The following is a 23,681-nucleotide window of genomic DNA, read 5'->3' on the forward strand; positions in this document are numbered from 1 at the left end:
CGCGGGCGTGCGCCGGCGGTTCTCATCGAGTGTTCCTCACATCAGGAGACGAGCATGTCCGCTGTACCCGACGAAGTTCTCAAATATGTCGCCAACGCCAAGGACGACGATCCTCAGGAAACCGCCGAGTGGCTCGATGCGCTCGACGGCGTGATTTCCGCGGTCGGTCCTGATCGCGCGCACTACCTGATCGAGAAACAGATCGAATTCGCTCGCGTGCATGGCGAGCACCTGCCGTTTTCGGCGAACACGCCGTACATCAACACGATCCCCGTCGCTTCGCAGGCGAAGATTCCGGGCGATCAGGACATCGAACACCGCATCCGCTCGTACACCCGCTGGAACGCCATCGCGATGGTGCTGCGCGCGGGCAAGGACACGAACGTCGGCGGTCACATCGCTTCGTTCGCATCGGCCGCGACGCTCTACGACGTCGGCTTCAATCACTTCTGGCACGCGCCTTCGAAAGATCACGGCGGCGACCTCGTCTTCGTGCAGGGCCACTCGTCGCCGGGCGTCTATTCGCGCGCGTTCCTGCTCGGCCGCCTGACCGAAAAGCAACTGAACAACTTCCGCCAGGAAGTGGGCGGCGAGGGCATCTCGTCGTATCCGCATCCGTGGCTGATGCCGGATTTCTGGCAATTCCCGACCGTGTCGATGGGCCTCGGCCCGATCATGGCGATCTATCAGGCGCGCTTCATGAAGTACATGGCCGCGCGCGGCATGGCGAAGACCGAAGGCCGCAAGGTCTGGGCGTTCCTCGGCGACGGCGAAACGGACGAGCCGGAATCGCTCGGCGCGATCGGCATGGCCGGCCGCGAGCGTCTGGACAACCTCGTGTTCGTCATCAACTGCAATCTGCAGCGACTGGACGGCCCGGTGCGCGGCAACGGCAAGATCATTCAGGAACTCGAAAGCGAATTCCGCGGCGCCGGCTGGAACGTCATCAAGGTCATCTGGGGCAGCCGCTGGGACGCGCTCTTTGCACGCGACAAGACCGGCGCGCTGATGCGCCGCATGATGGAAGTCGTCGACGGCGAGTACCAGACGTACAAGTCGGAGTCGGGCGCGTTCGTGCGCGAGCACTTCTTCAACACGCCGGAACTCAAGGCGCTCGTCGCCGACTGGTCCGATGACGACATCTGGAACCTGAACCGCGGCGGCCACGATCCGCACAAGATCTACGCGGCCTTCGACGCAGCGACCAAGACGAAGGGCGCGCCGACCGTCATCCTCGCCAAGACCATCAAGGGCTATGGCATGGGCGAGCATGGTCAGGCGATGAACATCACGCACCAGCAGAAGAAGCTGCCGATCGACACGCTGAAGAAATTCCGCGACCAATTCCGTCTGCCGCTTACCGACGAGCAGATCGCCGACGTGCCGTATCTCACGTTCGAGGAAGGCTCGAAGGAACTCGAATACATGCGCCAGAAGCGCATGGACCTGGGCGGCTATCTGCCGACGCGCCGCGAGAAGGCCGAATCGCTGCCGGTGCCGGCGCTGTCCGCGTTCGAGCCGCTCTTGAAGGGCACGGGCGAAGGCCGCGAAATCTCCACGACGATGGCGTTCGTGCGGATCCTCAACATCCTGCTGAAGGACAAGGCGCTCGGCAAGCGCATCGTGCCGATCGTCCCGGACGAGTCGCGCACGTTCGGCATGGAAGGCCTCTTCCGCCAGATCGGCATCTGGAATCAGGACGGCCAGAAGTACATCCCGGAAGACTCCGACCAGCTGATGTTCTACAAGGAATCGGAGACGGGGCAGATCCTGCAGGAAGGCATCAACGAAGCGGGTGGCATGTGTGACTGGATCGCGGCCGCGACGTCGTACTCGACGCACGGCGAGATCATGATCCCGTTCTACATCTTCTACTCGATGTTCGGCTTCCAGCGCATCGGCGATCTGGCGTGGGCCGCGGGCGACATGCGTTCGCGCGGATTCCTGCTGGGCGGCACCGCCGGCCGCACGACGCTGAACGGCGAAGGGCTGCAGCACGAAGACGGCCACTCGCTGCTGTGGGCGGCATCGATTCCGAACTGCGTGAGCTATGACCCGACGTTCGGTTACGAACTCGCCGTCATCATGCAGGACGGCCTGCGCCGCATGGTCGCGGACCAGGAAGACGTGTACTACTACATCACCGTGATGAACGAGAACTACGAGCATCCGGCGATCCCGCAAGGCGATGCCGTGGCTTCGGACATCATCAAGGGCATGTACGCCTTCAAGAAGGCCGATGCGCCGGCCAAGGCGCACGTTCAGTTGATGGGCGCGGGCACGATCTTCAACGAAGTCATCGCCGCGGCTCAACTGTTGAAGGACGACTGGGGCGTCAGCGCCGATCTGTGGAGCGTGCCGAGCTTCACCGAACTGGCCCGCGACGGTCAGGCGTGCGAGCGCTGGAACCTGCTGCATCCGACCGAAGAGAAGAAGCTGCCGCACGTCACGGCGCTGCTGAACGACGCGAAGGGCCCGGTGATCGCATCGACGGATTACATCCGCGCGCTCGTCGACCAGATTCGCGGCTATGTCCCGCAGAAGTTCGTGGTGCTCGGCACCGACGGCTATGGCCGCTCGGATACGCGCGAAGCGCTGCGCCACTTCTTCGAAGTCGACCGCTACTGGGTGACGCTGGCTGCGCTCAACGCGCTGGCCGACGAAGGCACGATCGAGCGCAAGGTCGTCGCCGAGGCGATCAAGAAGTACAACCTCGACCCGTCCAAACCCAACCCGATGACCGTCTAAAGGCATCGCCCCCGTGCGTTGTGACGCGGCCTCTTTCCGAAGCGGAAGGAGGCCCGCGTGCGACCCAGGAGACACTAATAATGAGTCAAGCGATCGAAGTCAAAGTGCCGGACATCGGCGATTTCAAGGACATCCCCGTGATCGAGGTGCTGGTCAAGGTGGGTGATACGGTCGAACCCGAGCAGTCGCTCGTCACGCTCGAATCCGACAAGGCCACGATGGACGTGCCGAGCTCGGCAGCGGGCGTCGTGAAGGAAGTGAAGGTCAAGGTCGGCGATAACGTGTCGGAAGGCTCGCTCATCGTCGTGCTGGAAGGCGGCGCAGGCGGCGCGGCCGCACCGGCGCCCACGCCCGCGCCGGCGGCACCGAAGGAAGTGCCCTCGGATGCGCCCGCGAAGCCCGCGCCCGCGCCGAAGGAAGCGCCGTCCGCGCTCGCGCAGGCGCCTGTCATTCCCGCCGGCGACGGCTCGCGCACGTCGAGCCACGCGTCGCCGTCGGTGCGCAAGTTCGCGCGCGAACTGGGCGTCGATGTGTCGCGCGTGCGCGGCACCGGGCCGAAGAACCGCATCACGCAGCAGGACATCACCGCGTTCGTGAAGGGCGTGATGTCGGGACAGGGCGCGGCGCCTGCGGCTGCGGCGCCGGCTGGCGGTGGCGGCGGCGGCGGCGAACTCGGCCTCTTGCCGTGGCCGAAGATCGACTTCACGAAGTTCGGTCCGGTCGAGCCGAAGCCGCTCTCGCGCATCAAGAAGATCTCGGGCGCGAACCTGCATCGCAACTGGGTGATGATCCCGCACGTCACGAACAACGACGAAGCCGACATCACCGAGCTCGAAGAATTGCGCGTGAAGCTCAACAAGGAGCACGAGAAAGCGGGCGTGAAGTTCACGATGCTCGCGTTCGTCATCAAGGCCGTGGTCTCGGCGCTGAAGAAGTTCCCGGACTTCAACGCGAGCCTCGACGGCGACAACCTCGTCTTCAAGCAGTACTACCACATCGGTTTCGCGGCCGATACGCCGAACGGCCTCGTCGTTCCGGTGATCCGCGACGCGGACAAGAAGGGCCTCGTCGATATCGCCAAGGAAATGGCGGAACTGTCGAAGCTCGCGCGCGACGGCAAGCTGAAGCCCGATCAGATGCAGGGCGGCTGCTTCTCGATCTCGTCGCTGGGCGGCATCGGCGGGACGCACTTCACGCCGATCATCAACGCGCCCGAAGTCGCGATCCTCGGTCTGTCGCGCGGCTATCAGAAGCCCGTGTGGGACGGCAAGCAGTTCGTGCCGCGCCTCACGCTGCCGATGTCGCTGTCGTATGACCATCGCGTCATCGACGGCGCGGCCGCGGCGCGCTTCAACGCTTATCTGTCGGCGATTCTGGGCGATTTCCGTCGCGTCATTCTCTGATCTGCTGATCTGGCCGACGGCGGAACCTCGGACGTTCGTCCGAGGTTCCATCCGCATATCTCTTAGGGGACAACATGAGTCTCGTCGAACTAAAAGTACCCGACATCGGCGACTTCTCCGATGTCGATGTCATCGAAGTCAATATCAAAGCCGGCGACGTCATCGAAAAGGAACAGGGCGTCATCACGCTCGAAACCGACAAGGCCACGATGGAAGTGCCCGCGGATGTCGCGGGGACCATCAAGGAAGTGAAGGTCAAGCAGGGCGACAAGGTGAGCCAGGGCTCGGTCATCGCGATGATCGAAACCGCCGGCGCCGCGGCCGCGCCATCGCCGGCTCCGGCTCCGGCTCCGGCTCCGGCTCCGGCTCCCGCCGCTGCGCCCGCACCGGCTGCGGCTTCGGGCGGCGGCGTGCAGGACGTGAAGGTGCCGGATATCGGCGACTTCAAGGACATTCCCGTCATCGAAGTGCATGTGAAGCCGGGCGATACGGTCGAAAAGGAGCAGTCGCTCATCACGCTCGAATCCGACAAGGCGACGATGGACGTGCCGTCGCCTGCCGCCGGCACGGTCAAGGAAGTGAAGGTGAAGGTCGGCGACAACGTGTCGGAAGGCACGCTGGTTCTGACGCTCGAAGGCGGCGCGTCCGCTGCGGCGCCTGCTCCCGCGCCCCAGAAAGCGGCGCCGGCAGCCGCGCCGACGCCCGCGCCGCAAGCAGGCAGCTACGCCGGCGCGGCCGATGTCGAATGCGACATGCTCGTGCTCGGCGCCGGTCCCGGCGGTTATTCGGCGGCATTCCGTTCCGCCGATCTCGGCATGAAGACCGTGCTCGTCGAGCGTTATTCGACGCTCGGCGGCGTGTGTCTGAACGTCGGCTGCATTCCGTCGAAGGCGTTGCTGCACACGGCGCTCGTCATCGACGAAGCGGCCGAGCTCGCGGCGCACGGCATCAGCTTCGGCGAGCCGAAGGTCGATCTCGACAAACTTCGCGGCTTCAAGGAAGGCGTCGTCAAGAAGCTGACCGGCGGTCTCGCGGGCATGGCGAAGGCGCGCAAGGTCCAGGTCGTGACGGGCGTCGGCGCGTTCGTCGATCCGAATCACATGGAAGTGAACGGCGCGGACGGCAAGAAGGTCGTGAAGTTCAAGCAGGCGATCATCGCGGCGGGTTCGCAGGCGGTGAAGCTGCCGTTCTTCCCGGACGATCCGCGTGTCGTCGATTCGACCGGCGCGCTCGAACTGCGCCAGCTTCCGAAGCGCATGCTGGTGGTGGGCGGCGGCATCATCGGGCTGGAAATGGCGACGGTGTATTCGACGCTCGGCGCGGACATCGACGTCGTCGAAATGCTCGACGGCCTGATGCTCGGCGCGGACCGCGATCTCGTGAAAGTCTGGGAGAAGTTCAATTCCAAGCGCTTCACGAACGTGATGCTCAAGACCAAGACGACCAAGGCGGAAGCCAAGGAAGACGGCATCTATGTGACGTTCGAAGGCGAGAAGGCGCCGGCCGAGCCGCAGCGCTACGACCTCGTGCTGCTCGCGGTCGGCCGCAGCCCGAACGGCGGCAAGATCGGCGCGGACAAGGCGGGCGTCGCGGTGACGGATCGCGGCTTCATCAACGTCGACAAGCAGATGCGTACCAACATGCCGCACATCTTCGCGATCGGCGATCTCGTCGGCCAGCCGATGCTCGCGCACAAGGCCGTGCACGAAGGCCACGTCGCGGCGGAAGCGGCGCACGGCGAGAAGGCGTATTTCGACGCGCTGCAGATTCCGTCCGTCGCTTATACGGATCCGGAAGTGGCGTGGGCCGGCAAGACGGAAGAGCAGTGCAAGGCCGAAGGCATCAAGTTCGGCAAGGCGGTGTTCCCGTGGGCCGCGTCGGGCCGCGCGATCGCCAACGGCCGCGACGAAGGTTTCACCAAGCTCATCTTCGATGAAGAGACGCATCGGGTGATCGGCGGCGGCATCGTCGGTCTGAATGCGGGCGATCTCATCAGCGAAGTGTGTCTCGCGATCGAGATGGGCGCGGATGCGACCGACATCGGCAAGACGATCCACCCGCACCCGACGCTCGGCGAATCGGTCGGCATGGCCGCCGAGTTGTACGAAGGCGTGTGCACGGACTTGCCGCCGCAGCGCAAGAAGTAAGCGTCCGCGGTTACAGAAGAAAGGCGCGCTCCTTGACCGGAGCGCGCCTTTTTGTTTGTGGGATTCACGAGCAATAGACGACAAAAAACCCGGCGCGATGGCCGGGTTCTTCGTGATTCTTGCTGCATCGGCCGGGCAGGGGCCCGGCGGCAAACTTACGCAACCGACTTCTTGGTGGCGCGGGCAGCTTGCTCGGTCGCTTGCGTAGCGGCCTTCGTCGCAGCCGTAGCGGCAGCGTTGAAGTTGCTTTCAGCAATTTCGACAGCTTGCTTCGTTGCCTTGTGAACCGTTTCGTACGTCGTGTTGGCGGCGGTGATGGCCGACTTCATGACGGCGACGGCGGTTTCCGAACCGGCCGGTGCGTTCTTCGCGACGTTGTCGACGAGCGTTTGGACCTTGCGGTTCTGTTCTTCGTACTGCGCTTCCGCGACGCGGGCGAATTCGGCTTGCGTGGCCGACGCGATTTCATACAGGTGACGGCCGTACGACAGCACCTTTTCCGCGACCGGCTGGGTCAGGCTGGCTTGCAGGGCGAGCAGTTCCTGCGCGTCCTTCACCGACAGCGCGCGCTGTGCGTTTTCCTGGCTTTCGGCCAGCGTGGACTTCACAACTTGCAGGTTCAGTTCGACGAGCTTCTCAACGCCTTCGAACGCCTTGTTCGTGAGGCCGAACAGCGTGTCGAAGTTGGCTTTCTGTGCAGCGGCGATTTGCTCGGGGGTCAACAGCGTCATCTCAGGCTCCTGATGGCAGACCCATCAACGCGGGTCGTGGTTTGGATAGATCCGGCGCGATATACCTGCCGGCTAGGTGCAACTGCGATTGGTGCGTCGCAACATGAGACCCATTTTAGAGATATTCCGATGGATGTCAAGCACTTTTTGTGCGCCGCACAATAGGCAGAAACCGTATGTTAAACAACAACTTACATGCCGATTGCGTGGTCGAAATAAGCGTCCGTGGAAACCCTATGCACTCAAGCTGGGCATGGCTTCCGACACGCATCGGGCCGCATGTTCGACACGATCAAAGCACGGCTCGATGAAACTTTGATGTTCCGGCGACGCGGACAGCGCGGGTTCTGCGGCGGTGCGGAAGCGAGATATTTCTGAAGCTCGTCTTATTTTTAGGATGTCGCCGTACACCAAATTGTTGAAGAAACGTTAACATTTCGGCTGTCCGAGCTGTCTCGTGATCGTCTGTGCCCTCCGTTGGTGCTGACTCCCGTTCGTATCTCTGCGTTTTGTCTGATCCGATCCTCACGTTTCACTAAAGTCGTGGAAAGTTTTGCCGATAGTGCGTTTGTCGCGGTGTAGCAAAGCGCATTTTGGGCAGCACTATTTCGCCGGGCCGATCGTTTTTTCCGATCGAGGCGGTTTTTTGTTCAGCAATACGCAATCACGGCTTACAACTCGGTTTAACGAGTGCCGATAAGTGCTTAATATTGCTTAAATTTCGTAGCTTCACTACACTTGGCGGTACCCTCCAGCCGCCCAACAGAACACTAATGAAAACCGAAATGTTTTCGTCGTTGAAGGTGGTGCATGGCGTGGCAGTGCGCTCGGCATTGTCCATCGCCGTCTCCATCGCAGTAGCGACGTCCTTCGCAGCGGCTCCGGCTGAAGCCCTCGCGAAGACCGCCACCCAAACCAAAACCGCAAAGAAATCCACCGCCAAGGCTGAAAAGCCCGCGCGCGTCGCCAAGACCACGCTGAAAGCGCCGAAGCGCGCGAAAGCGGCGAAAGTCGCCGCGGCCGATGACGACGATGACGCGCCGCGCGCATCGCGCAAGCGTCGCGCGTCGTATCGCATGGAAGCGCATTCGCGACGCGCCGCGGTGCACGCGGTTGCGTTCCAGCCGCGCGCGACGTCGGTTGGTCAGGCGTTCGGCCTGCACGATACCCCCGACAGCCTCGCGCTGCGTTCGAGCGTGGCTTACGTCGTCGACCAGAACACGTCCGAGACGCTCTTCGACAAGAACTCGCGCGCCGTCGTGCCGATCGCATCGATCACGAAGCTGATGACCGCGATGGTCGTGCTCGATTCGCACATGCCGCTGACCGATGAAATCACCGTCACCGACGAAGACCGCGACTACGAGAAGTTCACGGGTTCGCGCCTCGCGGTCGGATCTCAACTGAATCGCGAAGACATGCTGCACATCGCGCTGATGGCGTCGGAAAATCGCGCGGCGGCGGCACTCTCGCGCTATTACCCGGGCGGCCGTCCGGCGTTCATCGCCGCGATGAACGCGAAAGCCAAGTCGCTCGGCATGGTCGACACGCACTTCGAGAATTCCACGGGACTCACGAGCCAGAACGTGTCGAGCGCGCGCGACCTCGTGAAGATGGTCAACGCGGCGTATCAATATCCGCTGATCCGCAAGTTCTCGACCGACCGCAGCTACGACGTCTTCACCGGCAAGCGCAATCTCGCCTACAACAGCACGAACGCGCTGATCCGCAATGCGTCGTGGGACATCGGCTTGCAGAAGACGGGCTTCATCAACGAAGCGGGCGAGTGCCTCGTGATGCAGGCAACCGTCAACGGCCGTCCGGTCGTCATCGTGCTGCTCGATTCGTACGGCAAGTATTCGCGCTTCGCCGACGCGGGCCGTCTGCGTTCGTATCTCGACACGCTCGGCGAGCCGCATATCATGAGCGCGGACATGGGCAGCGGCGCAAATCCTTGAGCGCCTGATCTTCGCTGATGCAAAAGCAAACGGGATTCGTCGAAAGACGAATCCCGTTTTGACATGCGGCGAAGAAATCAGCGATGCGCGTGTTGTTGCGCGTCGGAAGCTGCCTCTTCCGGGTGATATCCCAGCGATTGCGAGATCTCGAGCGCCGTGTGGCTCAATTGTTTCAGCCAGGCGTCCTGCAGACGATCGGCGGGCGCGGACAGCGACAAGCCGGCGACGAGGCGTCCCGTATCGTCGTAAATGCCCGCCGCGATACAGCGCACGCCGAGTTCGAGTTCCTCGTTGTCGCGCGCGCACGCCTGCTGGCGCACCAGCGACAGTTCGCGCTCGAGTTTCGAGAGATCGGTGATGCTGTTCTGCGTGTGGCCGGAGAGACCGGTTCGCATCGCATACGCGCGTACGCGCGCGGCTTCGTCGGCGGCGAGAAACAGCTTTCCGACCGACGTCAGATGCAACGGCGCGCGGCCGCCGATCGCACGCACGACCTGCATGCCCGAGCGCTCCGAGTACGCGCGCTCGATATAGACGATCTCGTCGCCTTGCCGCACGGAAAGATTGACGGTCTGCCCGGTCTGCCGATGCAACTCGCGCATCGGCGGCATCGCGGCTTCACGCACCGAAAGACGCGCCTTGACGAGATTGCCGAGCTCCAGCAAGCGCATGCCGAGGCGATACGTGCCGGGGTCCGACCGGTCCACGAGCCGGCATAGCACCATGTCGTTCAGAATGCGATGCGCCGTGGATGGGTGCAGATCGGTGCTCTGGGCGAGTTCTTTCAGGCTGACGGGGTCAGTGTGATCGGCGAGGGCGTCGAGAAGACGCATCATGCGCTCGATCACCTGAATGGAGGTTTTGGATTCCGGGTTCGTATCGCTCATCGTGAAAAATCGGTTGATGCGTCAAACAGCGGAATGGGGATTGTATCTCATAATGTGAAAAAAGCGAACGCTTCGCCAAAACAATGCGCTCGTCGATGGCATCGATGGCCAGCGAGAAGCCCGTCGCGCGGGACTTATCAAGGATAATCGGCGCTGCGTTCACATCACTCCACAAACAGGAAACGCCCCAATGCGAGTCGGATTATTCGTGACATGTCTCATCGACATGATGCGCCCGGAAATCGGCTTCTCGGTCATTAAGCTGATCGAGCAGGCGGGTTTCGAAGTCGTCGTGCCGCCGTCGCAGACCTGTTGCGGCCAGCCTGCCTACAACTCGGGCGATCGGCCGCTCGCCCGCGATCTCGCCGAAAAAACGCTGCGCGAATTCGAGCAGTTCGACTATGTCGTGGTGCCGTCCGGTTCGTGCGGCGGCATGATCCGCGCGCACTACGGCGATCTCTTTCGCGACGATCCGCAATTGATGAGCCGCTTCGCGCGCCTTCAGCCTCGCGTGTTCGAACTGACCGATTTTCTCGTGAACGTCGCGAAGGCGCGCATGGAGCCGGGCGTGTTCGACGGCATGGTGACGTATCACGATTCCTGCTCGGGTCTGCGCGAACTCGGCGTGAAATCGCAGCCACGCGAGCTGCTCGCCCAGGCAGGCGTGCCCGTGACCGAGATGGCCGGATGCGAGCATTGCTGCGGCTTCGGCGGCACCTTCGCGGTGAAGTACGGCGACATTTCGACGGCGATCGTCGATGAGAAATGCGCGAACATCAAGGCGAGCGGCGCGGATACCGTCGTGCTCGGCGACCTCGGCTGCATGCTGAACATCGAAGGGCGCCTGCGCCGCACCGGCGATACGTCGACGCGCGTGCTGCATATCGCGCAAGTGCTCGCGGGCGACGCGGCGCGTCGCGCCTGAAGGAGACAAACGGATGCAAGTCCAGACGATGCACTTCAAGGCGCGCGCGGGAAGCAAGCTCGCCGACGAGCGCCTGCAGCAGAATCTCACCAAGCTCTCGACCAAGTTCGTCAGCGCGCGTGCGAGCGCGGTGCGCGACATCGACTTCGAGGCAACGCGCGCCGCGTTGAAGGAGCGCCGCAATCGCGCGCTCGAGAATCTCGACGTGTGGCTCGAAACCTTCGAGCGCGAGGCGACGCGTCGCGGCGCGACCGTGCTTTACGCCGAAACGACGCAGGACGCGGCGAAGCTCGTCGCGGACATCGCGCGCAAACACGATGTGAAGAAGGTCATCAAGACCAAGTCGATGGTCTCGGAAGAGATGCAACTGAATCGCGTGCTCGGCGAGATGGGCGTGCAGTCGATCGAGACCGATCTCGGCGAATACATCCTGCAGATCAACGACAACGAGCCGCCGAGCCATATCATCGCGCCGGTCGTGCATAAGGATAAGGAGCAGATCGCGGATCTCTTCGCGAAGACGCACAACAAGCCACGCCTCACCGACATCCCGGAGATGACGCGCGAGGCGCGGGAAGTGTTGCGGCCGCATTTCATGTCGGCGGACATGGGCGTGACGGGCGGCAATTTCCTGATCGGGGAGACGGGGTCGGTGGCGGTCGTCACGAACGAGGGCAACGAAGGCATGTGCACCGTGATGCCCCGCGTGCATGTCGCGGTGACGGGCATCGAAAAAGTGCTGCCGACGCTCGAAGATCTCGCGACCGCAATGCGCCTCCTGCCGCGCTCGGCGACCGGCCAGACGATCTCGAATTACTTTTCGCTCTTGACCGGACCGCGCGCGGCCGACGAGACGGACGGGCCCGATCATATGTACTTCGTGCTCGTCGATGGCGGCCGCACCGGGCTTATCGGCGGCGAGTTTCAGGAGATGCTGCGCTGTATCCGCTGCGGCGCGTGCATGAATCATTGCCCGGTCTATCAGAAGATCGGCGGACATGCGTATGGATGGGTGTATCCGGGACCGATGGGCTCGGTGCTGACGCCGGCTTATGTCGGCATCGACAAGGCGCTCGATCTGCCGCAAGCCGCAACGCTTTGCGGCGAGTGCAACAGTGTTTGTCCGGTCGGCATTCCGTTGTCGGATCTGCTGCGCAAGCTGCGCGAGAAGCAGATGGAGCGTCGGCTGCGTCCGTGGAACGAGCGCGCCGCGCTCGCGGCGTGGGGCTATCTCGCGAAGCGGCCGCTCGCCTATGCCCTTTTCACGAAGCTCGCGGTGCGCGTGCTCGAACGCATCGGCGGCAACAAGAAGACGATTTCACGACTGCCGTTCGGCGCCGGATGGACCGACACGCGCGACATGCCCGCGCCAGTCGGGCGCACATTCCGGGAGCTGTACAAGGCGCAGCATTCGCATCTCGGATAAAACAAGGCCGCGCCGGATCTTTCGATCGGGCGCGGCCTTCGTCGTCGAAGCGCTTTTATCCGCCGTACCGTCCCAGGAAGCCGCGCGAATTGCCGCCCTGCGAATTGCCCCCACCGCCATTCGCGGATGGTGGCGGGGCGCGATTCGGTCCCGGCGGCCGACCGCCCACGGACTGAGGCGCCGGCGAGTTGCCTGCTTGCGGGGGCTGCGCTGCCGGAGGACGGCCGCCGCCTGCTTGCGGTGGCGGACCGTTCGGATGTCCGCCGCCCGCCTGCGGAGGCGGGCCGCCCGGACCCCGGTCGCGCGGCGGATGCCCGCCGCGCCATCCGCCCGGCGGCGGACGACGCCAGCCGGGACCATCGTCCCAATATCGGTTAGGCGGACCGTAGTAAATCGGGCCCGGCCCGGAGTAGTAACCGCCGCCTACGACGACGCCCGGCGGCGGGCCACCGTAGTATCCGTAGCCCGGGTCGTCGTAGACAGCAGGGTAGCCGCCGCCATAGGCCGACGCATCGGGATACGCCGCGCAACCACCGAGAAGTGCGGCAGACGAAGCAAGCAAGACACCAGCGACTGCGGATTTCATGATCGTGGGAAATTCTGTAGAACCATTACTGAATAAGACATCATCGGCGCGTGGATGTCGCGAACAACTTTGTAAGCCTTTATGACGGCAAGCTGTCATAAAGGCGCGAGCGGTCGCGACGTTCATCAAAACGGCTTGTTGTCCCGGGCGCAACAATCCTTTGCTTTTCAACGGCTTTTTAAGGTCGGGACAAGTCCGTAAAATTCGAAATGTCCATCAGTGGGTTCCCTCGATCCGATGCCCACTGCGACACATCGACCAAAGGCAGTCCCATGAGAAAGACAATATCGACCTACTGGCCCGTCGCCATCCTGCTTCCGATCGCGCTCGCGTTTTGCATGCACGCCGGCGAGGACAGCGGCGCGGCAATGCGCCATGAAGAAACCAGCGTGGCGGGCGTGAGCGCAGAACTGGCGCGCGCGATTTCGCTCGGCTTCGTCGACGACGAAGACGCACAACCCGCTGCCGTCTCGGCGGAAAAGACGCTCTGATCCGCCGGTTTTCGACGCACACAAAAAATGGCGCCCGCAAAGGGCGCCATTTTCATTTGGACGCGGCCGAACTGCTTACTTGAGCACGGCGGCGACCGCGTTCGCGACGGCGTCGAGGTTGCGCGTGTTCAGCGCGGCCACGCAGATGCGGCCCGTGCTCACGGCGTAGATGCCGAACTCTTCACGCAGACGATCGACTTGCGCAGCCGTCAGACCCGAGTACGAGAACATGCCGCGCTGCTTGTTGACGAACGAGAAGTCCCGATCGACGCCGCTCGCCTTCAGTCGCTCGACGAGACCGTTGCGCATTGCGCGGATACGATCGCGCATTTCGCCCAGCTCCTGCTCCCAGGTCGCGCGCAGTTCCGGCGACGCCAGCACGGCCGCGACGATCGAGCCGCCGTGCGTCGGCGGGTTCGAATAGTTCGTGCGGATCACGCGCTTCAGTTGCGAGAGCACGCGTGCCGATTCTTCCTTGCTCGTCGTGATGATCGACAGTGCGCCGACGCGCTCGCCGTACAGCGAGAACGACTTCGAGAACGACGACGACACGAACACGTTCAGTTCCGATGCCGCGAAGAGACGCACGGCGGCGGAGTCCGCGTCGATGTTCTCCGCGAAGCCTTGATACGCCATATCGAGGAACGGCACGAGGTTCTTCGCCTTCACGACTTCGACGATCTGCTTCCACTGCTCGTCCGACAGATCGACGCCCGTCGGGTTATGGCAGCACGCGTGCAGCACGACGACGGTGCCCGCCGCGTAGCTGTTCAGCGCGGCGAGCATGCCGTCGAAGTTCACGCCGTGCGTGGAGGCTTCGTAGTACGGGTAGTGGACCACTTCGAAACCGGCGCCTTCGAAGAGCGCGCGATGGTTTTCCCAGCTCGGATCGCTGATCGCGACGACTGCGTTCGGGTTCAGGCGCTTCAAAAAGTCCGCGCCGATCTTGAGCGCGCCCGTGCCGCCAAGCGCCTGCGCCGTCACGACGCGGCCCGCGGCGATCAGCGGCGAATCGTTGCCGAGGAGCAGCTTCTGCACGGCGGCGTCGTAGGCGGCGATGCCGTCGATCGGCAGATAACCGCGCGGCAGCGCGGCATCGACGCGCGCTTTCTCGGCTTCGCGCACGGCGCGCAGGAGCGGAATCTTGCCTTCTTCGTTCGTGTACACACCGACGCCCAGATTGACTTTGGTCGTGCGCGTATCGGCGTTGAAGGCTTCGTTGAGGCCCAGGATCGGGTCGCGGGGAGCGAGTTCGACGGCAGAGAAAAGAGACATGATCTATCGGCAGTGGAGGAAAGACGTGCGGCGGGGAAGCGTGGCGACGACGGCATCATGCCGTCGAGCCCAGTCGCACATTGTAGCGAATCCGGCGCGGCTTTTCGGCCGATTATGGCGCGAATGCGCGTGCTTTTTGGCCCTTAATTCCGCGAACACGCCAAAAGCGCGCGATAAAAAAGGGCGTGAGCCGGTGCGCTTGAGATCGGCGAACCATGCCCAATCTGATGGAGACTACGCTTCCACATCCCGGTCACGTCCAGGCGAGCGCGCGCATCGCGTACGACGCTAGAATGATTGTTTGCCTCAGGCGCTGACTTTCTCGATTTCTCATGTCCGACACTCTCATCGCATCCCCGGAAGAACTGGACGAATCGAAGTTCGTCACGTTCGAAGGCTCGCCGTTTCAGTTGTATCAGCCGTATCCGCCCGCGGGCGATCAGCCCGACGCCATCGCGAAGCTCGTCGAAGGCGTCGAGGACGGTCTCTCGTTTCAGACGCTGCTCGGCGTGACCGGCTCGGGCAAGACCTTCACGATGGCGAACGTCATCGCGCGGCTCGGCCGTCCGGCGATCGTCTTCGCGCCGAACAAGACGCTCGCCGCGCAGCTCTACGCGGAATTCCGCGAGTTCTTTCCGCGCAACGCCGTCGAGTATTTCGTCTCGTACTACGACTATTACCAGCCGGAAGCGTACGTCCCGCAGCGCGATCTCTTCATCGAGAAGGACTCGTCGATCAACGAGCACATCGAGCAGATGCGGCTTTCGGCCACGAAAAGCCTGCTCGAACGGCGCGACGTGGTGATCGTCGCGACGGTGTCCGCGATTTACGGTATCGGCAATCCGTCCGAATATCACAAGATGATTCTCACGCTGCGCACGGGTGACAAGCTCGGCCAGCGCGACGTCATCGCGCGCCTGATCGCGATGCAGTACACGCGCAACGAAGCCGATTTCCAGCGCGGTTCGTTTCGCGTGCGCGGCGACACCATCGATATCTTTCCGGCCGAGCACGCGGAAATGGCGGTGCGCGTCGAGCTCTTCGACGACGAAATCGAATCGATGATGCTCTTCGATCCGCTCACCGGACGCGTGCGCAACAAGATTCCGCGCTTCACCGTGTATCCGTCGTCGCATTACGTGACGCCGCGCGACACCGTCATGCGCGCGATCGAAACCATCAAGCTCGAATTGCGCGAGCGGCTCGAATTCTTCCACAGCGAGGGCAAGCTCGTCGAAGCACAGCGGCTGGAGCAGCGCACGCGCTTCGATCTGGAAATGCTGCAGGAACTCGGTTTCTGCAAGGGCATCGAGAACTACTCGCGGCACTTCTCGGGCGCGGCGCCTGGCGAGCCGCCGCCGACGCTCGTCGACTATCTGCCGCCCGATGCGCTGATGTTGCTCGACGAGTCGCACGTATTGATCGGCCAGTTGAACGGCATGTACAACGGCGACCGCGCGCGCAAGGAAAATCTCGTCGACTACGGTTTCCGGATGCCGTCCGCGCTCGATAACCGGCCGCTCAAGTTCAACGAGTTCGAGCGCAAGATGCGCCAGGCGATCTTCGTTTCCGCGACGCCCGCCGACTACGAGCAGCAGAAGGCAGGGCAGGTGGCCGAGCAGCTCGTGCGGCCGACGGGTCTCGTCGATCCGGAAATCGAAGTGCGTCCGGCGCGCTCGCAGGTCGACGACGTGCTCTCGGAAATCAACGCGCGCGTGGCGGTGCAGGAGCGCGTGCTCGTCACGACGCTGACCAAGCGCATGGCCGAGCAGCTGACCGAGTTTCTCGCCGATCACGGCGTGAAGGTGCGTTATCTGCACAGCGATATCGACACGGTCGAGCGCGTGGAAATCATCCGCGATCTGCGGCTCGGCACATTCGACGTGCTCGTCGGCATCAACTTGCTGCGCGAGGGTCTCGATATTCCCGAAGTCTCGCTCGTCGCGATTCTCGACGCCGACAAAGAAGGCTTCCTGCGCGCCGAGCGCTCGCTGATCCAGACCATCGGGCGCGCGGCGCGTAATGTGAACGGCAAGGCGATTCTCTACGCCGACAACATGACCGACTCGATGAAGCGCGCCATCGGCGAAACCGAGCGGCGCCGCGCCAAGCAGATGGCGCACAACGAGAAGATGGGCATCACGCCGCGCGGGGTGGAGAAGCGCATCAAGGACATCATCGATGGCGTCTACAACGCCGACGACGCCCGCGCCGAGCTGAAGGAAGCGCAGGCGCGCGCGAAGTTCGAAGACATGTCCGAGAAGCAGATCGCGAAGGAAATCAAGCGCCTCGAGAAGCAGATGATGGATCACGCCAAGAATCTCGAATTCGAAAAAGCGGCGCAGACCCGCGACCAATTGGCGCTCCTGCGGCAGCGCGTGTTCGGGGCGAACGTGGGCGATCACGTGAGCGGAATCGGCGGTAAGTAAGCAATATGTAAGTGATTTTCAAGGCTTAATTCGAAAGGCGCGGCGAATCGGACGGTTCGCCGCGCCTTTTTTTATCCCGCCGCGATCGTGCGAGTCGGCGAAAAGCCTTACTGCGCCTAGGTCTGTAAGCTCGCTCAAATTGTTGCGGGAATCGAACGATGCTAAACTGACGAACATTGAGAATGGTTCGTATTAACGTTCACAGAGTTGTGCTAACGCAGCCGACCGAGCGGCGCTCCGGTATCTCAGTAGCAAGGCTCGCGTGGCACGCGTGCCAATCGATAACAACAAGGAGTTTTCTGATGGGTTCAACGTTGATGCGCGGCCTTGTCGCCGCCGCAGGTCTCACGGCGATGATGGCAGCGTCGGCAGCCGAATATCCGATCGGCAAGCAGCACATCGAGGCGGGCATGGAAACGGGCGCCGTGTATCTGCAGCCGATCACGATGTCGCCGGAAGGCATGATGCGCAAGGCGTCGGATTCGGATATCCACCTGGAGGCGGATATCCACGCGGTCAAGAACAACCCGACCGGATTCGCCGAAGGCGACTGGATGCCGTATCTGCAAGTCACGTATGAACTCACGAAGGTCGGCACGACGCAGACCATCAAGGGCGACCTGATGCCGATGGTCGCGAGCGACGGCCCGCACTACGGCGACAACGTCAAGCTCTTCGGGCCGGGCAAGTATCACCTGAAGCTGCATATTTCGCCGCCGTCGCAGGAAGGCCACATGGCGTTCGGCCGTCACACCGACAAGGAAACGGGCGTCGGTCCGTGGTTCAAGCCGTTCACGATCGAGTACGACTTCCCGTTCGCGGGCATCGGAAAGAAGGGCGGTTACTGATCGTCCGTGGCGCCCGGCATCCCGGACCGGGCGCATTCACTCTCAGGAAGTACGCATGAAGCTGAAAAATCAGGTGGCCGCGCTCGCGATGTCCGCGTTTGCCTTTGCCGGGATGAACATGGCGCACGCCGCCGACCTGCCGACGTTCAAGCTCGAAATGAACGACGGCAAGCTCAATCCGGCGCGCATCGAAGTGCCGGCGGGGCAGCGCATCAAGATCGAAGTGCATAACGTCGGCAAGGGCGCCGCCGAGTTCGAAAGCGTGCAGTTGCGCAAGGAAAAAGTGCTCGCGCCGGGGGCGAATTCGTTCGTGGTGATCGCACCGCTGGATCCGGGGGAATACAAGTTCTTCGACGATTTTCATCAGTCCGCGCAAGGCGTGATCGTCGCGAAGTAACGGAATGTGCCGCGCGATGTTCGCACCGCGCGCGGCCGCTTGAAGTGGAATTGCTGGAGGTCGGGTATGGGGCAGGTACTTTTCATCGTGTGGCGAGAGAGCGTCGAGGCGTTGCTCGTCGTCGGCATTCTCTACGCGTGGCTGAAGAACGGCGATCACCAGGCGCGCCGGGGCCTGCCTTATCTGTGGGCCGGCGTCGTCATCGGCCTGCTCGCGGCGGTGGCGCTGGGCGCCGCGCTCATCGGCTTCACGGAAGTGCTGTCGGGCGATGCACAGGATTACTTCCAGACCGCGATGGTGCTGATCGCCTGCGTGCTGATCGTGCAGATGGTCCTGTGGATGAAGCGCCACGGACGCACGCTCAAGCGCGACATGGAAACGTCGCTGCAAAAGAGCACGCAGGACGGACACTGGTGGGGCATCGCGGTGCTCGTCGCGCTGGCGATCGCGCGCGAAGGCAGCGAGACGGCCGTGTTTCTCTACGGCGTCGGCTTCGGTCAGTCGGGGCACGTCGACGCGTCGCAGTACATCGCGATCATTCTCGGCTTCGGTCTCGCGCTGCTGACGTTCTATATCCTGCAACTCGGCGGCAAGATCTTCTCGTGGCGCTCGTTCTTTCGCGTCACCGAAATCATGCTGCTGTTCCTGGCGGCCGGCCTCTTCGAAACGGGTGTCGACAAGCTGATCGACATGGAAGTGCTGCCGGTCATCGTCAATCAGGTGTGGAACACGTCGTGGCTGCTCGATGATTCGAGTACGTTCGGATCGCTCGTTGCTACGCTCACCGGTTATCGCGCGCATCCCGCGGGCATGAATCTCGTCGCGTATGCGGTGTACTGGGTCGTCATCTATCTTCTGCTGCGCCGTTCGAACACCCAGATGGCGCAAAAACAAAAGGCGGCAAGCCGTCCAGCATGAGTTCCGTAATGCGTAGACCGGGCCGGCTTCAACAAGCCGGCCACTGGATGCAACGTCACGGCAGCACGATCCGCATGATTCAGTGGGTCGTCGTTGCCGTGTATGCATTTCTGATCATCGTTCCCGCCGTGATGCCGCTGCCGGACGGCGCCGCGCATCTGTGGAGCAATCTCACGCTCGCCGCGCAGTTCGTGTTCTGGGGCATCTGGTGGCCATTCGTGCTGCTGTCGATGGTCATGCTCGGGCGCGTCTGGTGCGGCGTGTTGTGTCCCGAAGGCGCGCTGTCGGAGTTCGCGAGCAAGTTCGGCCGCGGCTGGGCGATTCCGCGCTGGATGCGCTGGGGCGGCTGGCCGTTCGTCGCATTCGGGCTCACGACGATCTACGGGCAGATGGTCAGCGTCTATCAGTATCCGAAGGCGGTGCTGCTCGTGCTCGGCGGCTCGACCGTCGGCGCGATGATCATCGGCGTGCTGTATGGCCGCGAGAAGCGCGTGTGGTGCAAGTATCTGTGCCCGGTCAACGGCGTGTTCTCGCTGCTCGCGCGCCTCGCGCCGTTTCACTACAAGGTCGACGAAGAAGCGTGGCGCCGTTCGTACACGAAGGGCGAGCACGGCCATCGCGTGATTCCGATCAACTGCGCGCCGCTCGTCCCGCTGCGCAACATGAAGGGCGCACAGGACTGCCACATGTGTGGCCGATGCAGCGGCCATCGCGACGCCATCGCGCTCACGTGGCGCTCGCCGTCCGAGGAAGTCGTGAAGCTCGGCGACAAGGCCGCGAATCCGTGGGACACCGCGCTCATTCTGTACGGCCTGCTCGGCATCGCGATCGGCGCGTTCCACTGGACCGTGAGCACCTGGTTCGTCGATCTGAAGCAATTTCTCGCCGCCTGGCTGATCGATCACGACATCCTCTGGCCGCTCGACACCAACGCGCCGTGGTTCCTGTTCACGCATTACCCGGAACAGAACGACGTCTTCTCGTGGCTCGACGGCACCATGGTCATCGGCTATATCGTCGCGACTGGGCTCGTGTACGGCACGGCGCTGCTCGGCCTGCTCGCCATCGGCACGCGCATGCTCGGCAAGATGAACGCGACGCGCCTGCATCACCTGACGCTCGCCCTGATCCCGATTGCGGGCGTCGGCGTGTTCCTGGGCCTGTCTGCGACGACGGTATCGCTGCTGCGCGCCGAGCATCTGCCGTTGTGGTGGGTGCCGGGTCTGCGGCTCGGCTTGCTCGCGGCCGCGAATCTCTGGAGCGCGTGGCTTGCGTGGCGCGTGACGGGGCGCCATGCATCGTCACTTGTTCCGCGCCTTCTTGCGATGGTATGGTTTGTCGCTGCGCTGGCCGTTGCGGACAGCGCGTGGTACCTGATGTTCTGGGGCTTCAGCCGATAAACCGTCCACGCCGTCAAGCGCGGCAACGAGAGCGAGAAGTGAGAACCAAACCCGTACTGACCGACGAAGACGTCAAGGCGATGGCCGCGGCCGCCGAGACACATGCGAGAGAACACAACTGGAACGTGACGATTGCGATCGTCGACGATGGCGGACATCTGCTGCATCTGCATCGTCTCGACGGCGCAGGCGCGAGCACCGCCGAAATGGCGACGGGCAAGGCGCGCACCGCCGTGCTCGGCCGTCGCGAAACCAAGGTCTACGAAGACACCATCAAGCAGGGCCGCACGGCGTTCCTCTCCGCGCCGATGACCGCAATGCTCGAAGGCGGCGTGCCGATCTTCGTGGGCACGGACATCGTCGGTGCCGTCGGCGTGTCGGGCGTGAAATCGGATCAGGATGCGCAGATCGCGAAGGCGGGCATCGCGGCGCTCGGCATCGAGAACGTCTGAAGCATTCGCGCAATAAAAATGGCACGTCCTCGTAACGAAGACGTGCCATTCTGTTTTCGGATGCAGCGCTCGTCGGCATGCATCGTGACCCAAGCAGGAACCAAAAAAAAGCGGCTTCGCTTGCTATCGACGACTGGCTGGTGTTTGCACGAAGGGGTCTAATTTCTCGCGTGCAAGTCGTCCTCGCTGGCTAAGGCCAAACACCTCTTGGCGAGGTGGTCCCCACAATACCCGGTACTACGGCTGTTCTTGCCTGCGCGTCATTTCGTCAGGATCAGTTTGCCCAAACGCGTCGCACGCAACTGGTACGTCTCTCCGTTATGCACGATGCTCACGTGACTGCGTCCCTGCAGCAGCGCGTCGCTTTTCAGCGATCGCTCGCCGGTACTGTCCCCCGCGTGCGCGACATGAACCGTGGTCACGGTCGTCGCCTTCGGGCGGGTGATCGCGGCGTCGCGGACAGCCGGGCGGCGCAGCCTGAGCGTGGAGGATCGCGGCGTATCGGTCATGTCGGAAAATGTGCGTTCGTTGATTCGATGGGTCTATAGTAAATGATAACTATTCCTATTTGCAACTAGACTTTCCGATTGAAGCGCCTCTTTCGATAGCCAGTCTCGATGCGGCCGCGAAACATTCGCCACCGCATCCGTCAGAGGCTCAATGCAGCGGACTCTCGTCCCTGCGGCCGTGCGCGAACTGGCGAATGAGCCGCACGGTATCGATGTCCGACTCGCGGTACGCCGACTTCACGATTTCCTGCGTCTGACGCTCATCGGGCGTGGCGTTTTCGTTCTCGGGCAGCGTCGTGGCGTAAGTGAAGCGCAGGAAGAGCTGGACCGCATCGGGCTGCTCGATCGCCATCGTGAGCGAGCCGCCGACGTAATCGGCGGTCGGCAGAATGTCGTAGCGCACGCTGGTGCCGGGCGTGAGCGTCACGCGGTCGCGCACGGTCGCCTGGCCGTAGTGGAGTTCGCGTTCCATCGTGTCGCCATCGCGCGCGAGGATGTCGCAGCTATCCAGGCCGATCACGAATAGTTGCGGCTGCTCGGCGCGCAGGACGAGGCCTTCCCAGAGCTGCTCGCGCGTCAGCGATTCGAGAAGCGGATTGAGCGGATCGTTGATCTGGATCAGGTGTTCGAAATTCAAGACGACGTTTCCCTTGGACGTTCGTGGTGCCCGCGATGCGTCACTGCGGCGCGAGTCCGGATTCGATGCGAATCGCGCCGGACAGGACCTTGTGCATCGGGCACGCATTGGCAATTTGCAAGAGCCGTTCCCGCTGCTCATCGGACAGCGCGCCCGTGAGCGCGATGCGCCGGTCGATGTTCGTGCCGTCGGCGGTGCTTGTCATCGACAACTCGACGTGTACGCCTTCGAGCGGCCACTCCTTGCGCTTCGCGTACATCTTCAACGTGATCGACGTGCATGCGCCGAGGCTCGCGAGCAGCAGCGACGCGGGTTCCGGTCCGGTATCGCCGCCGCCGATGCCCGCCGGCTCGTCCGCGACCCACGAATGCGTCCCGTCGCCGAGACGGACCTGATAGTCGATGTTGCCGATGCTGGCGGTCACGGAAGGTCCGGCCATGCGTGCTCCTGGTTGAAGTTGAGACTGCAAGATTGACGACAAAGCCGAAACGGCGCGGCAAGAACGGTCATTGTGACGCAATGTGTCCGTTCGTGCCGCACCGTTTCGCGGTTTTCGCTGTGATTAGATCAATGCGCGATGGCGCCCATCCGGCCCGCCTGATAGTCGATCACGGCCTGGCGGATCTCGTCCTCGGTGTTCATCACGAACGGGCCGTAGCGCACGACCGGCTCCTTCAGCGGCACGCCGCCGATCAGCAGCAGCTCGACGGGCTCATCGCCGGCGGCGAGCGCGATCGTATCGCTGTCGTCGCGGAAAATCACCATCTGCTGCGCGCGCACCGGCTGGCTTTGCGGACCGTACAGCGCGGTGCCCGACAGCGGATAGGCGAACACACGGTAATCGCGCGGCACGGCGAGTTCGATCTTCGCGCCTGGCTTGAGCGAAAAGTGCTGATACAGAATCGGCGTGCGCGTCTCGATCGCGGCCTTCACGCCGAGCGCCTCGCCCGCGATGACCTTCACGCTGACCTTGCCGTCCTCGCTCGTCGCGACGGGAATCTGCACGGACGGAATCTCCTGATAGTGCGGCGCGATCATCTTGTCGCGCTGCGGCAGGTTGACCCAAAGCTGCAGGCCGTGCACGCGGCCGCCGCGTTGCGTGAATTCCTCGGCGGGCATCTCGCTATGCACGACGCCCGCGCCCGCGGTCATCCATTGCACGTCGCCGGGACGCAGCGTGCCGGAATGCCCGGCCGAATCCTTGTGACCGAACTCGCCTTCGAGCATGTACGTGACGGTTTCAAAGCCGCGATGCGGATGGTCCGGCGCGCCTTTAGCCTCGCCGGGTGCGTAGTCGGCTGGGCCCATCTCGTCGAGAAGGAGGAACGGATCGAAATCCATCAGAAGACGGGTCGGGAAAGGGCGATGCACGACGAATCCGCCGCCTTCGACAGTGCGGGTCGCCGGAATGATGCGTTCGATGCTGCGGCTGGTGGACATTATTGCCTCGCGTCGGGAATACGGAAAAGAGGGGAATAGCGATAAATTTGAAACACAGAGCTATTATATGGGCC

The 23,681-nt window shown here is 62.9% G+C and carries 21 protein-coding genes; 13 read left to right on the top strand and 8 right to left on the bottom strand.

The features are described 5' to 3' along the window. Positions 1-54: 54 nt before the first annotated feature. The 3 genes from aceE (at position 55) to lpdA (ending at position 6,298) form a co-directional block, all read left to right on the top strand. Positions 55-2,748 (top strand): pyruvate dehydrogenase (acetyl-transferring), homodimeric type, encoded by a 2,694-nt coding sequence (gene aceE / locus NCS00_RS05380; RefSeq protein ID WP_250439534.1) that lies wholly within the window; start codon positions 55-57, stop codon positions 2,746-2,748. Between the two features lie 80 nt (positions 2,749-2,828). Beyond that, positions 2,829-4,151 carry a dihydrolipoyllysine-residue acetyltransferase gene (gene aceF / locus NCS00_RS05385; RefSeq protein WP_250439536.1) on the top strand — a complete coding sequence of 441 codons (1,323 nt, stop codon included), beginning with the start codon at positions 2,829-2,831 and terminating at the stop codon, positions 4,149-4,151. A 74-nt stretch (positions 4,152-4,225) separates the two neighbouring features. Beyond that, on the top strand, positions 4,226-6,298 hold the full coding sequence (lpdA, locus tag NCS00_RS05390) for a dihydrolipoyl dehydrogenase (RefSeq protein WP_250439538.1): 2,073 nt from the start codon (positions 4,226-4,228) through the stop codon (positions 6,296-6,298). Between the two features lie 155 nt (positions 6,299-6,453). Here lpdA and NCS00_RS05395 read toward each other — a convergent pair whose 3' ends face one another. Continuing rightward, positions 6,454-7,029, bottom strand: a complete 576-nt coding sequence (locus tag NCS00_RS05395; protein WP_008350468.1) for a phasin family protein — start codon at positions 7,027-7,029, stop codon at positions 6,454-6,456. A gap of 773 nt (positions 7,030-7,802) precedes the next feature. Here NCS00_RS05395 and pbpG point away from each other — a divergent pair. After that, positions 7,803-8,987 carry a D-alanyl-D-alanine endopeptidase gene (pbpG, locus tag NCS00_RS05400; RefSeq protein WP_250439541.1) on the top strand — a complete coding sequence of 395 codons (1,185 nt, stop codon included), beginning with the start codon at positions 7,803-7,805 and terminating at the stop codon, positions 8,985-8,987. Between the two features lie 77 nt (positions 8,988-9,064). Here the strand turns inward: pbpG and NCS00_RS05405 are convergent, their stop codons facing one another. After that, positions 9,065-9,874: an IclR family transcriptional regulator gene (locus NCS00_RS05405; protein ID WP_008350464.1), complete on the bottom strand. Its 810-nt coding sequence runs from the start codon at positions 9,872-9,874 to the stop codon at positions 9,065-9,067. Between the two features lie 190 nt (positions 9,875-10,064). Between NCS00_RS05405 and NCS00_RS05410 the strand changes: the two genes are divergently transcribed. Together NCS00_RS05410 and NCS00_RS05415 are read left to right on the top strand one after the other, a co-directional pair. Beyond that, on the top strand, positions 10,065-10,799 hold the full coding sequence (locus NCS00_RS05410) for a (Fe-S)-binding protein (protein WP_034472139.1): 735 nt from the start codon (positions 10,065-10,067) through the stop codon (positions 10,797-10,799). A gap of 13 nt (positions 10,800-10,812) precedes the next feature. Next, positions 10,813-12,225, top strand: a complete 1,413-nt coding sequence (locus NCS00_RS05415) for a lactate utilization protein B (protein WP_250439543.1) — start codon at positions 10,813-10,815, stop codon at positions 12,223-12,225. 55 nt (positions 12,226-12,280) lie between these two features. Here the strand turns inward: NCS00_RS05415 and NCS00_RS05420 are convergent, their stop codons facing one another. After that, complete coding sequence (locus tag NCS00_RS05420; RefSeq protein WP_008350459.1) at positions 12,281-12,811, bottom strand: hypothetical protein; 531 nt, start codon at positions 12,809-12,811, stop codon at positions 12,281-12,283. Positions 12,812-13,083: 272 nt separating this feature from the next. Between NCS00_RS05420 and NCS00_RS05425 the strand changes: the two genes are divergently transcribed. Further along, positions 13,084-13,302 (top strand): hypothetical protein, encoded by a 219-nt coding sequence (locus tag NCS00_RS05425; RefSeq protein ID WP_250439546.1) that lies wholly within the window; start codon positions 13,084-13,086, stop codon positions 13,300-13,302. 75 nt (positions 13,303-13,377) lie between these two features. On the opposite strand, the gene NCS00_RS05430 is transcribed toward NCS00_RS05425, so the two are convergent. Beyond that, a complete protein-coding gene (locus NCS00_RS05430) occupies positions 13,378-14,577 on the bottom strand; it encodes an amino acid aminotransferase (RefSeq protein WP_008350454.1) in 1,200 nt (399 codons plus the stop codon). 332 nt (positions 14,578-14,909) lie between these two features. On the opposite strand from NCS00_RS05430, the gene uvrB reads away from it, so the two are divergent. From uvrB to NCS00_RS05460, 6 genes are all read left to right on the top strand, one after another. Then, complete coding sequence (gene uvrB / locus NCS00_RS05435; RefSeq protein ID WP_008350451.1) at positions 14,910-17,006, top strand: excinuclease ABC subunit UvrB; 2,097 nt, start codon at positions 14,910-14,912, stop codon at positions 17,004-17,006. 302 nt (positions 17,007-17,308) lie between these two features. Continuing rightward, positions 17,309-17,854 (top strand): iron transporter, encoded by a 546-nt coding sequence (locus NCS00_RS05440; RefSeq protein ID WP_008350449.1) that lies wholly within the window; start codon positions 17,309-17,311, stop codon positions 17,852-17,854. Between the two features lie 88 nt (positions 17,855-17,942). Next, positions 17,943-18,251 (top strand): cupredoxin domain-containing protein, encoded by a 309-nt coding sequence (locus NCS00_RS05445; protein ID WP_502801573.1) that lies wholly within the window; start codon positions 17,943-17,945, stop codon positions 18,249-18,251. Positions 18,252-18,317: 66 nt separating this feature from the next. Continuing rightward, complete coding sequence (locus NCS00_RS05450) at positions 18,318-19,169, top strand: FTR1 family iron permease (protein ID WP_008350446.1); 852 nt, start codon at positions 18,318-18,320, stop codon at positions 19,167-19,169. Next, positions 19,166-20,569 (top strand): 4Fe-4S binding protein, encoded by a 1,404-nt coding sequence (locus tag NCS00_RS05455; RefSeq protein WP_174447730.1) that lies wholly within the window; start codon positions 19,166-19,168, stop codon positions 20,567-20,569. Before NCS00_RS05450 ends, NCS00_RS05455 begins: the two co-directional genes overlap by 4 nt. Before the next feature lie 38 nt (positions 20,570-20,607). Then, complete coding sequence (locus NCS00_RS05460; protein ID WP_008350442.1) at positions 20,608-21,021, top strand: GlcG/HbpS family heme-binding protein; 414 nt, start codon at positions 20,608-20,610, stop codon at positions 21,019-21,021. Between the two features lie 260 nt (positions 21,022-21,281). Here the strand turns inward: NCS00_RS05460 and hemP are convergent, their stop codons facing one another. The 4 genes from hemP to NCS00_RS05480 form a co-directional block, all read right to left on the bottom strand. Then, positions 21,282-21,530, bottom strand: coding sequence for a hemin uptake protein HemP (hemP, locus tag NCS00_RS05465; RefSeq protein ID WP_008350441.1), 249 nt, complete (start codon positions 21,528-21,530; stop codon positions 21,282-21,284). A 148-nt stretch (positions 21,531-21,678) separates the two neighbouring features. Further along, on the bottom strand, positions 21,679-22,167 hold the full coding sequence (locus NCS00_RS05470) for an SRPBCC family protein (RefSeq protein ID WP_008350440.1): 489 nt from the start codon (positions 22,165-22,167) through the stop codon (positions 21,679-21,681). A gap of 40 nt (positions 22,168-22,207) precedes the next feature. Next, the gene (locus NCS00_RS05475; protein ID WP_034472128.1) at positions 22,208-22,606 is read right to left on the bottom strand and encodes an OsmC family protein; all 399 of its coding nucleotides are present in this window, start codon (positions 22,604-22,606) and stop codon (positions 22,208-22,210) included. A gap of 128 nt (positions 22,607-22,734) precedes the next feature. After that, entirely contained in the window at positions 22,735-23,607 is an 873-nt protein-coding gene (locus NCS00_RS05480) for a pirin family protein (RefSeq protein WP_008350438.1), read from the bottom strand. Positions 23,608-23,681: the final 74 nt, after the last annotated feature.

Source organism: Caballeronia sp. AZ1_KS37, from assembly GCF_023631165.1.
Lineage (GTDB): Bacteria > Pseudomonadota > Gammaproteobacteria > Burkholderiales > Burkholderiaceae > Caballeronia > Caballeronia zhejiangensis.

Bases quoted from the DNA above. Each gene is read 5' to 3' on its own strand.
- NCS00_RS05440 (WP_008350449.1), top strand. From the start codon at position 17,309: ATGGGTTCAACGTTGATGCGCGGCCTTGTCGCCGCCGCAGGTCTCACG.
- NCS00_RS05395 (WP_008350468.1), bottom strand. From the start codon at position 7,029: ATGACGCTGTTGACCCCCGAGCAAATCGCCGCTGCACAGAAAGCCAAC.
- NCS00_RS05445 (WP_502801573.1), top strand. From the start codon at position 17,943: ATGTCCGCGTTTGCCTTTGCCGGGATGAACATGGCGCACGCCGCCGAC.
- pbpG (WP_250439541.1), top strand. From the start codon at position 7,803: ATGAAAACCGAAATGTTTTCGTCGTTGAAGGTGGTGCATGGCGTGGCA.
- NCS00_RS05455 (WP_174447730.1), top strand. From the start codon at position 19,166: ATGAGTTCCGTAATGCGTAGACCGGGCCGGCTTCAACAAGCCGGCCAC.
- NCS00_RS05450 (WP_008350446.1), top strand. From the start codon at position 18,318: ATGGGGCAGGTACTTTTCATCGTGTGGCGAGAGAGCGTCGAGGCGTTG.
- aceF (WP_250439536.1), top strand. From the start codon at position 2,829: ATGAGTCAAGCGATCGAAGTCAAAGTGCCGGACATCGGCGATTTCAAG.
- lpdA (WP_250439538.1), top strand. From the start codon at position 4,226: ATGAGTCTCGTCGAACTAAAAGTACCCGACATCGGCGACTTCTCCGAT.
- NCS00_RS05480 (WP_008350438.1), bottom strand. From the start codon at position 23,607: ATGTCCACCAGCCGCAGCATCGAACGCATCATTCCGGCGACCCGCACT.
- NCS00_RS05410 (WP_034472139.1), top strand. From the start codon at position 10,065: ATGCGAGTCGGATTATTCGTGACATGTCTCATCGACATGATGCGCCCG.
- NCS00_RS05420 (WP_008350459.1), bottom strand. From the start codon at position 12,811: ATGAAATCCGCAGTCGCTGGTGTCTTGCTTGCTTCGTCTGCCGCACTT.
- NCS00_RS05430 (WP_008350454.1), bottom strand. From the start codon at position 14,577: ATGTCTCTTTTCTCTGCCGTCGAACTCGCTCCCCGCGACCCGATCCTG.
- aceE (WP_250439534.1), top strand. From the start codon at position 55: ATGTCCGCTGTACCCGACGAAGTTCTCAAATATGTCGCCAACGCCAAG.
- NCS00_RS05405 (WP_008350464.1), bottom strand. From the start codon at position 9,874: ATGAGCGATACGAACCCGGAATCCAAAACCTCCATTCAGGTGATCGAG.
- NCS00_RS05475 (WP_034472128.1), bottom strand. From the start codon at position 22,606: ATGGCCGGACCTTCCGTGACCGCCAGCATCGGCAACATCGACTATCAG.
- hemP (WP_008350441.1), bottom strand. From the start codon at position 21,530: ATGACCGATACGCCGCGATCCTCCACGCTCAGGCTGCGCCGCCCGGCT.
- NCS00_RS05415 (WP_250439543.1), top strand. From the start codon at position 10,813: ATGCAAGTCCAGACGATGCACTTCAAGGCGCGCGCGGGAAGCAAGCTC.
- uvrB (WP_008350451.1), top strand. From the start codon at position 14,910: ATGTCCGACACTCTCATCGCATCCCCGGAAGAACTGGACGAATCGAAG.
- NCS00_RS05425 (WP_250439546.1), top strand. From the start codon at position 13,084: ATGAGAAAGACAATATCGACCTACTGGCCCGTCGCCATCCTGCTTCCG.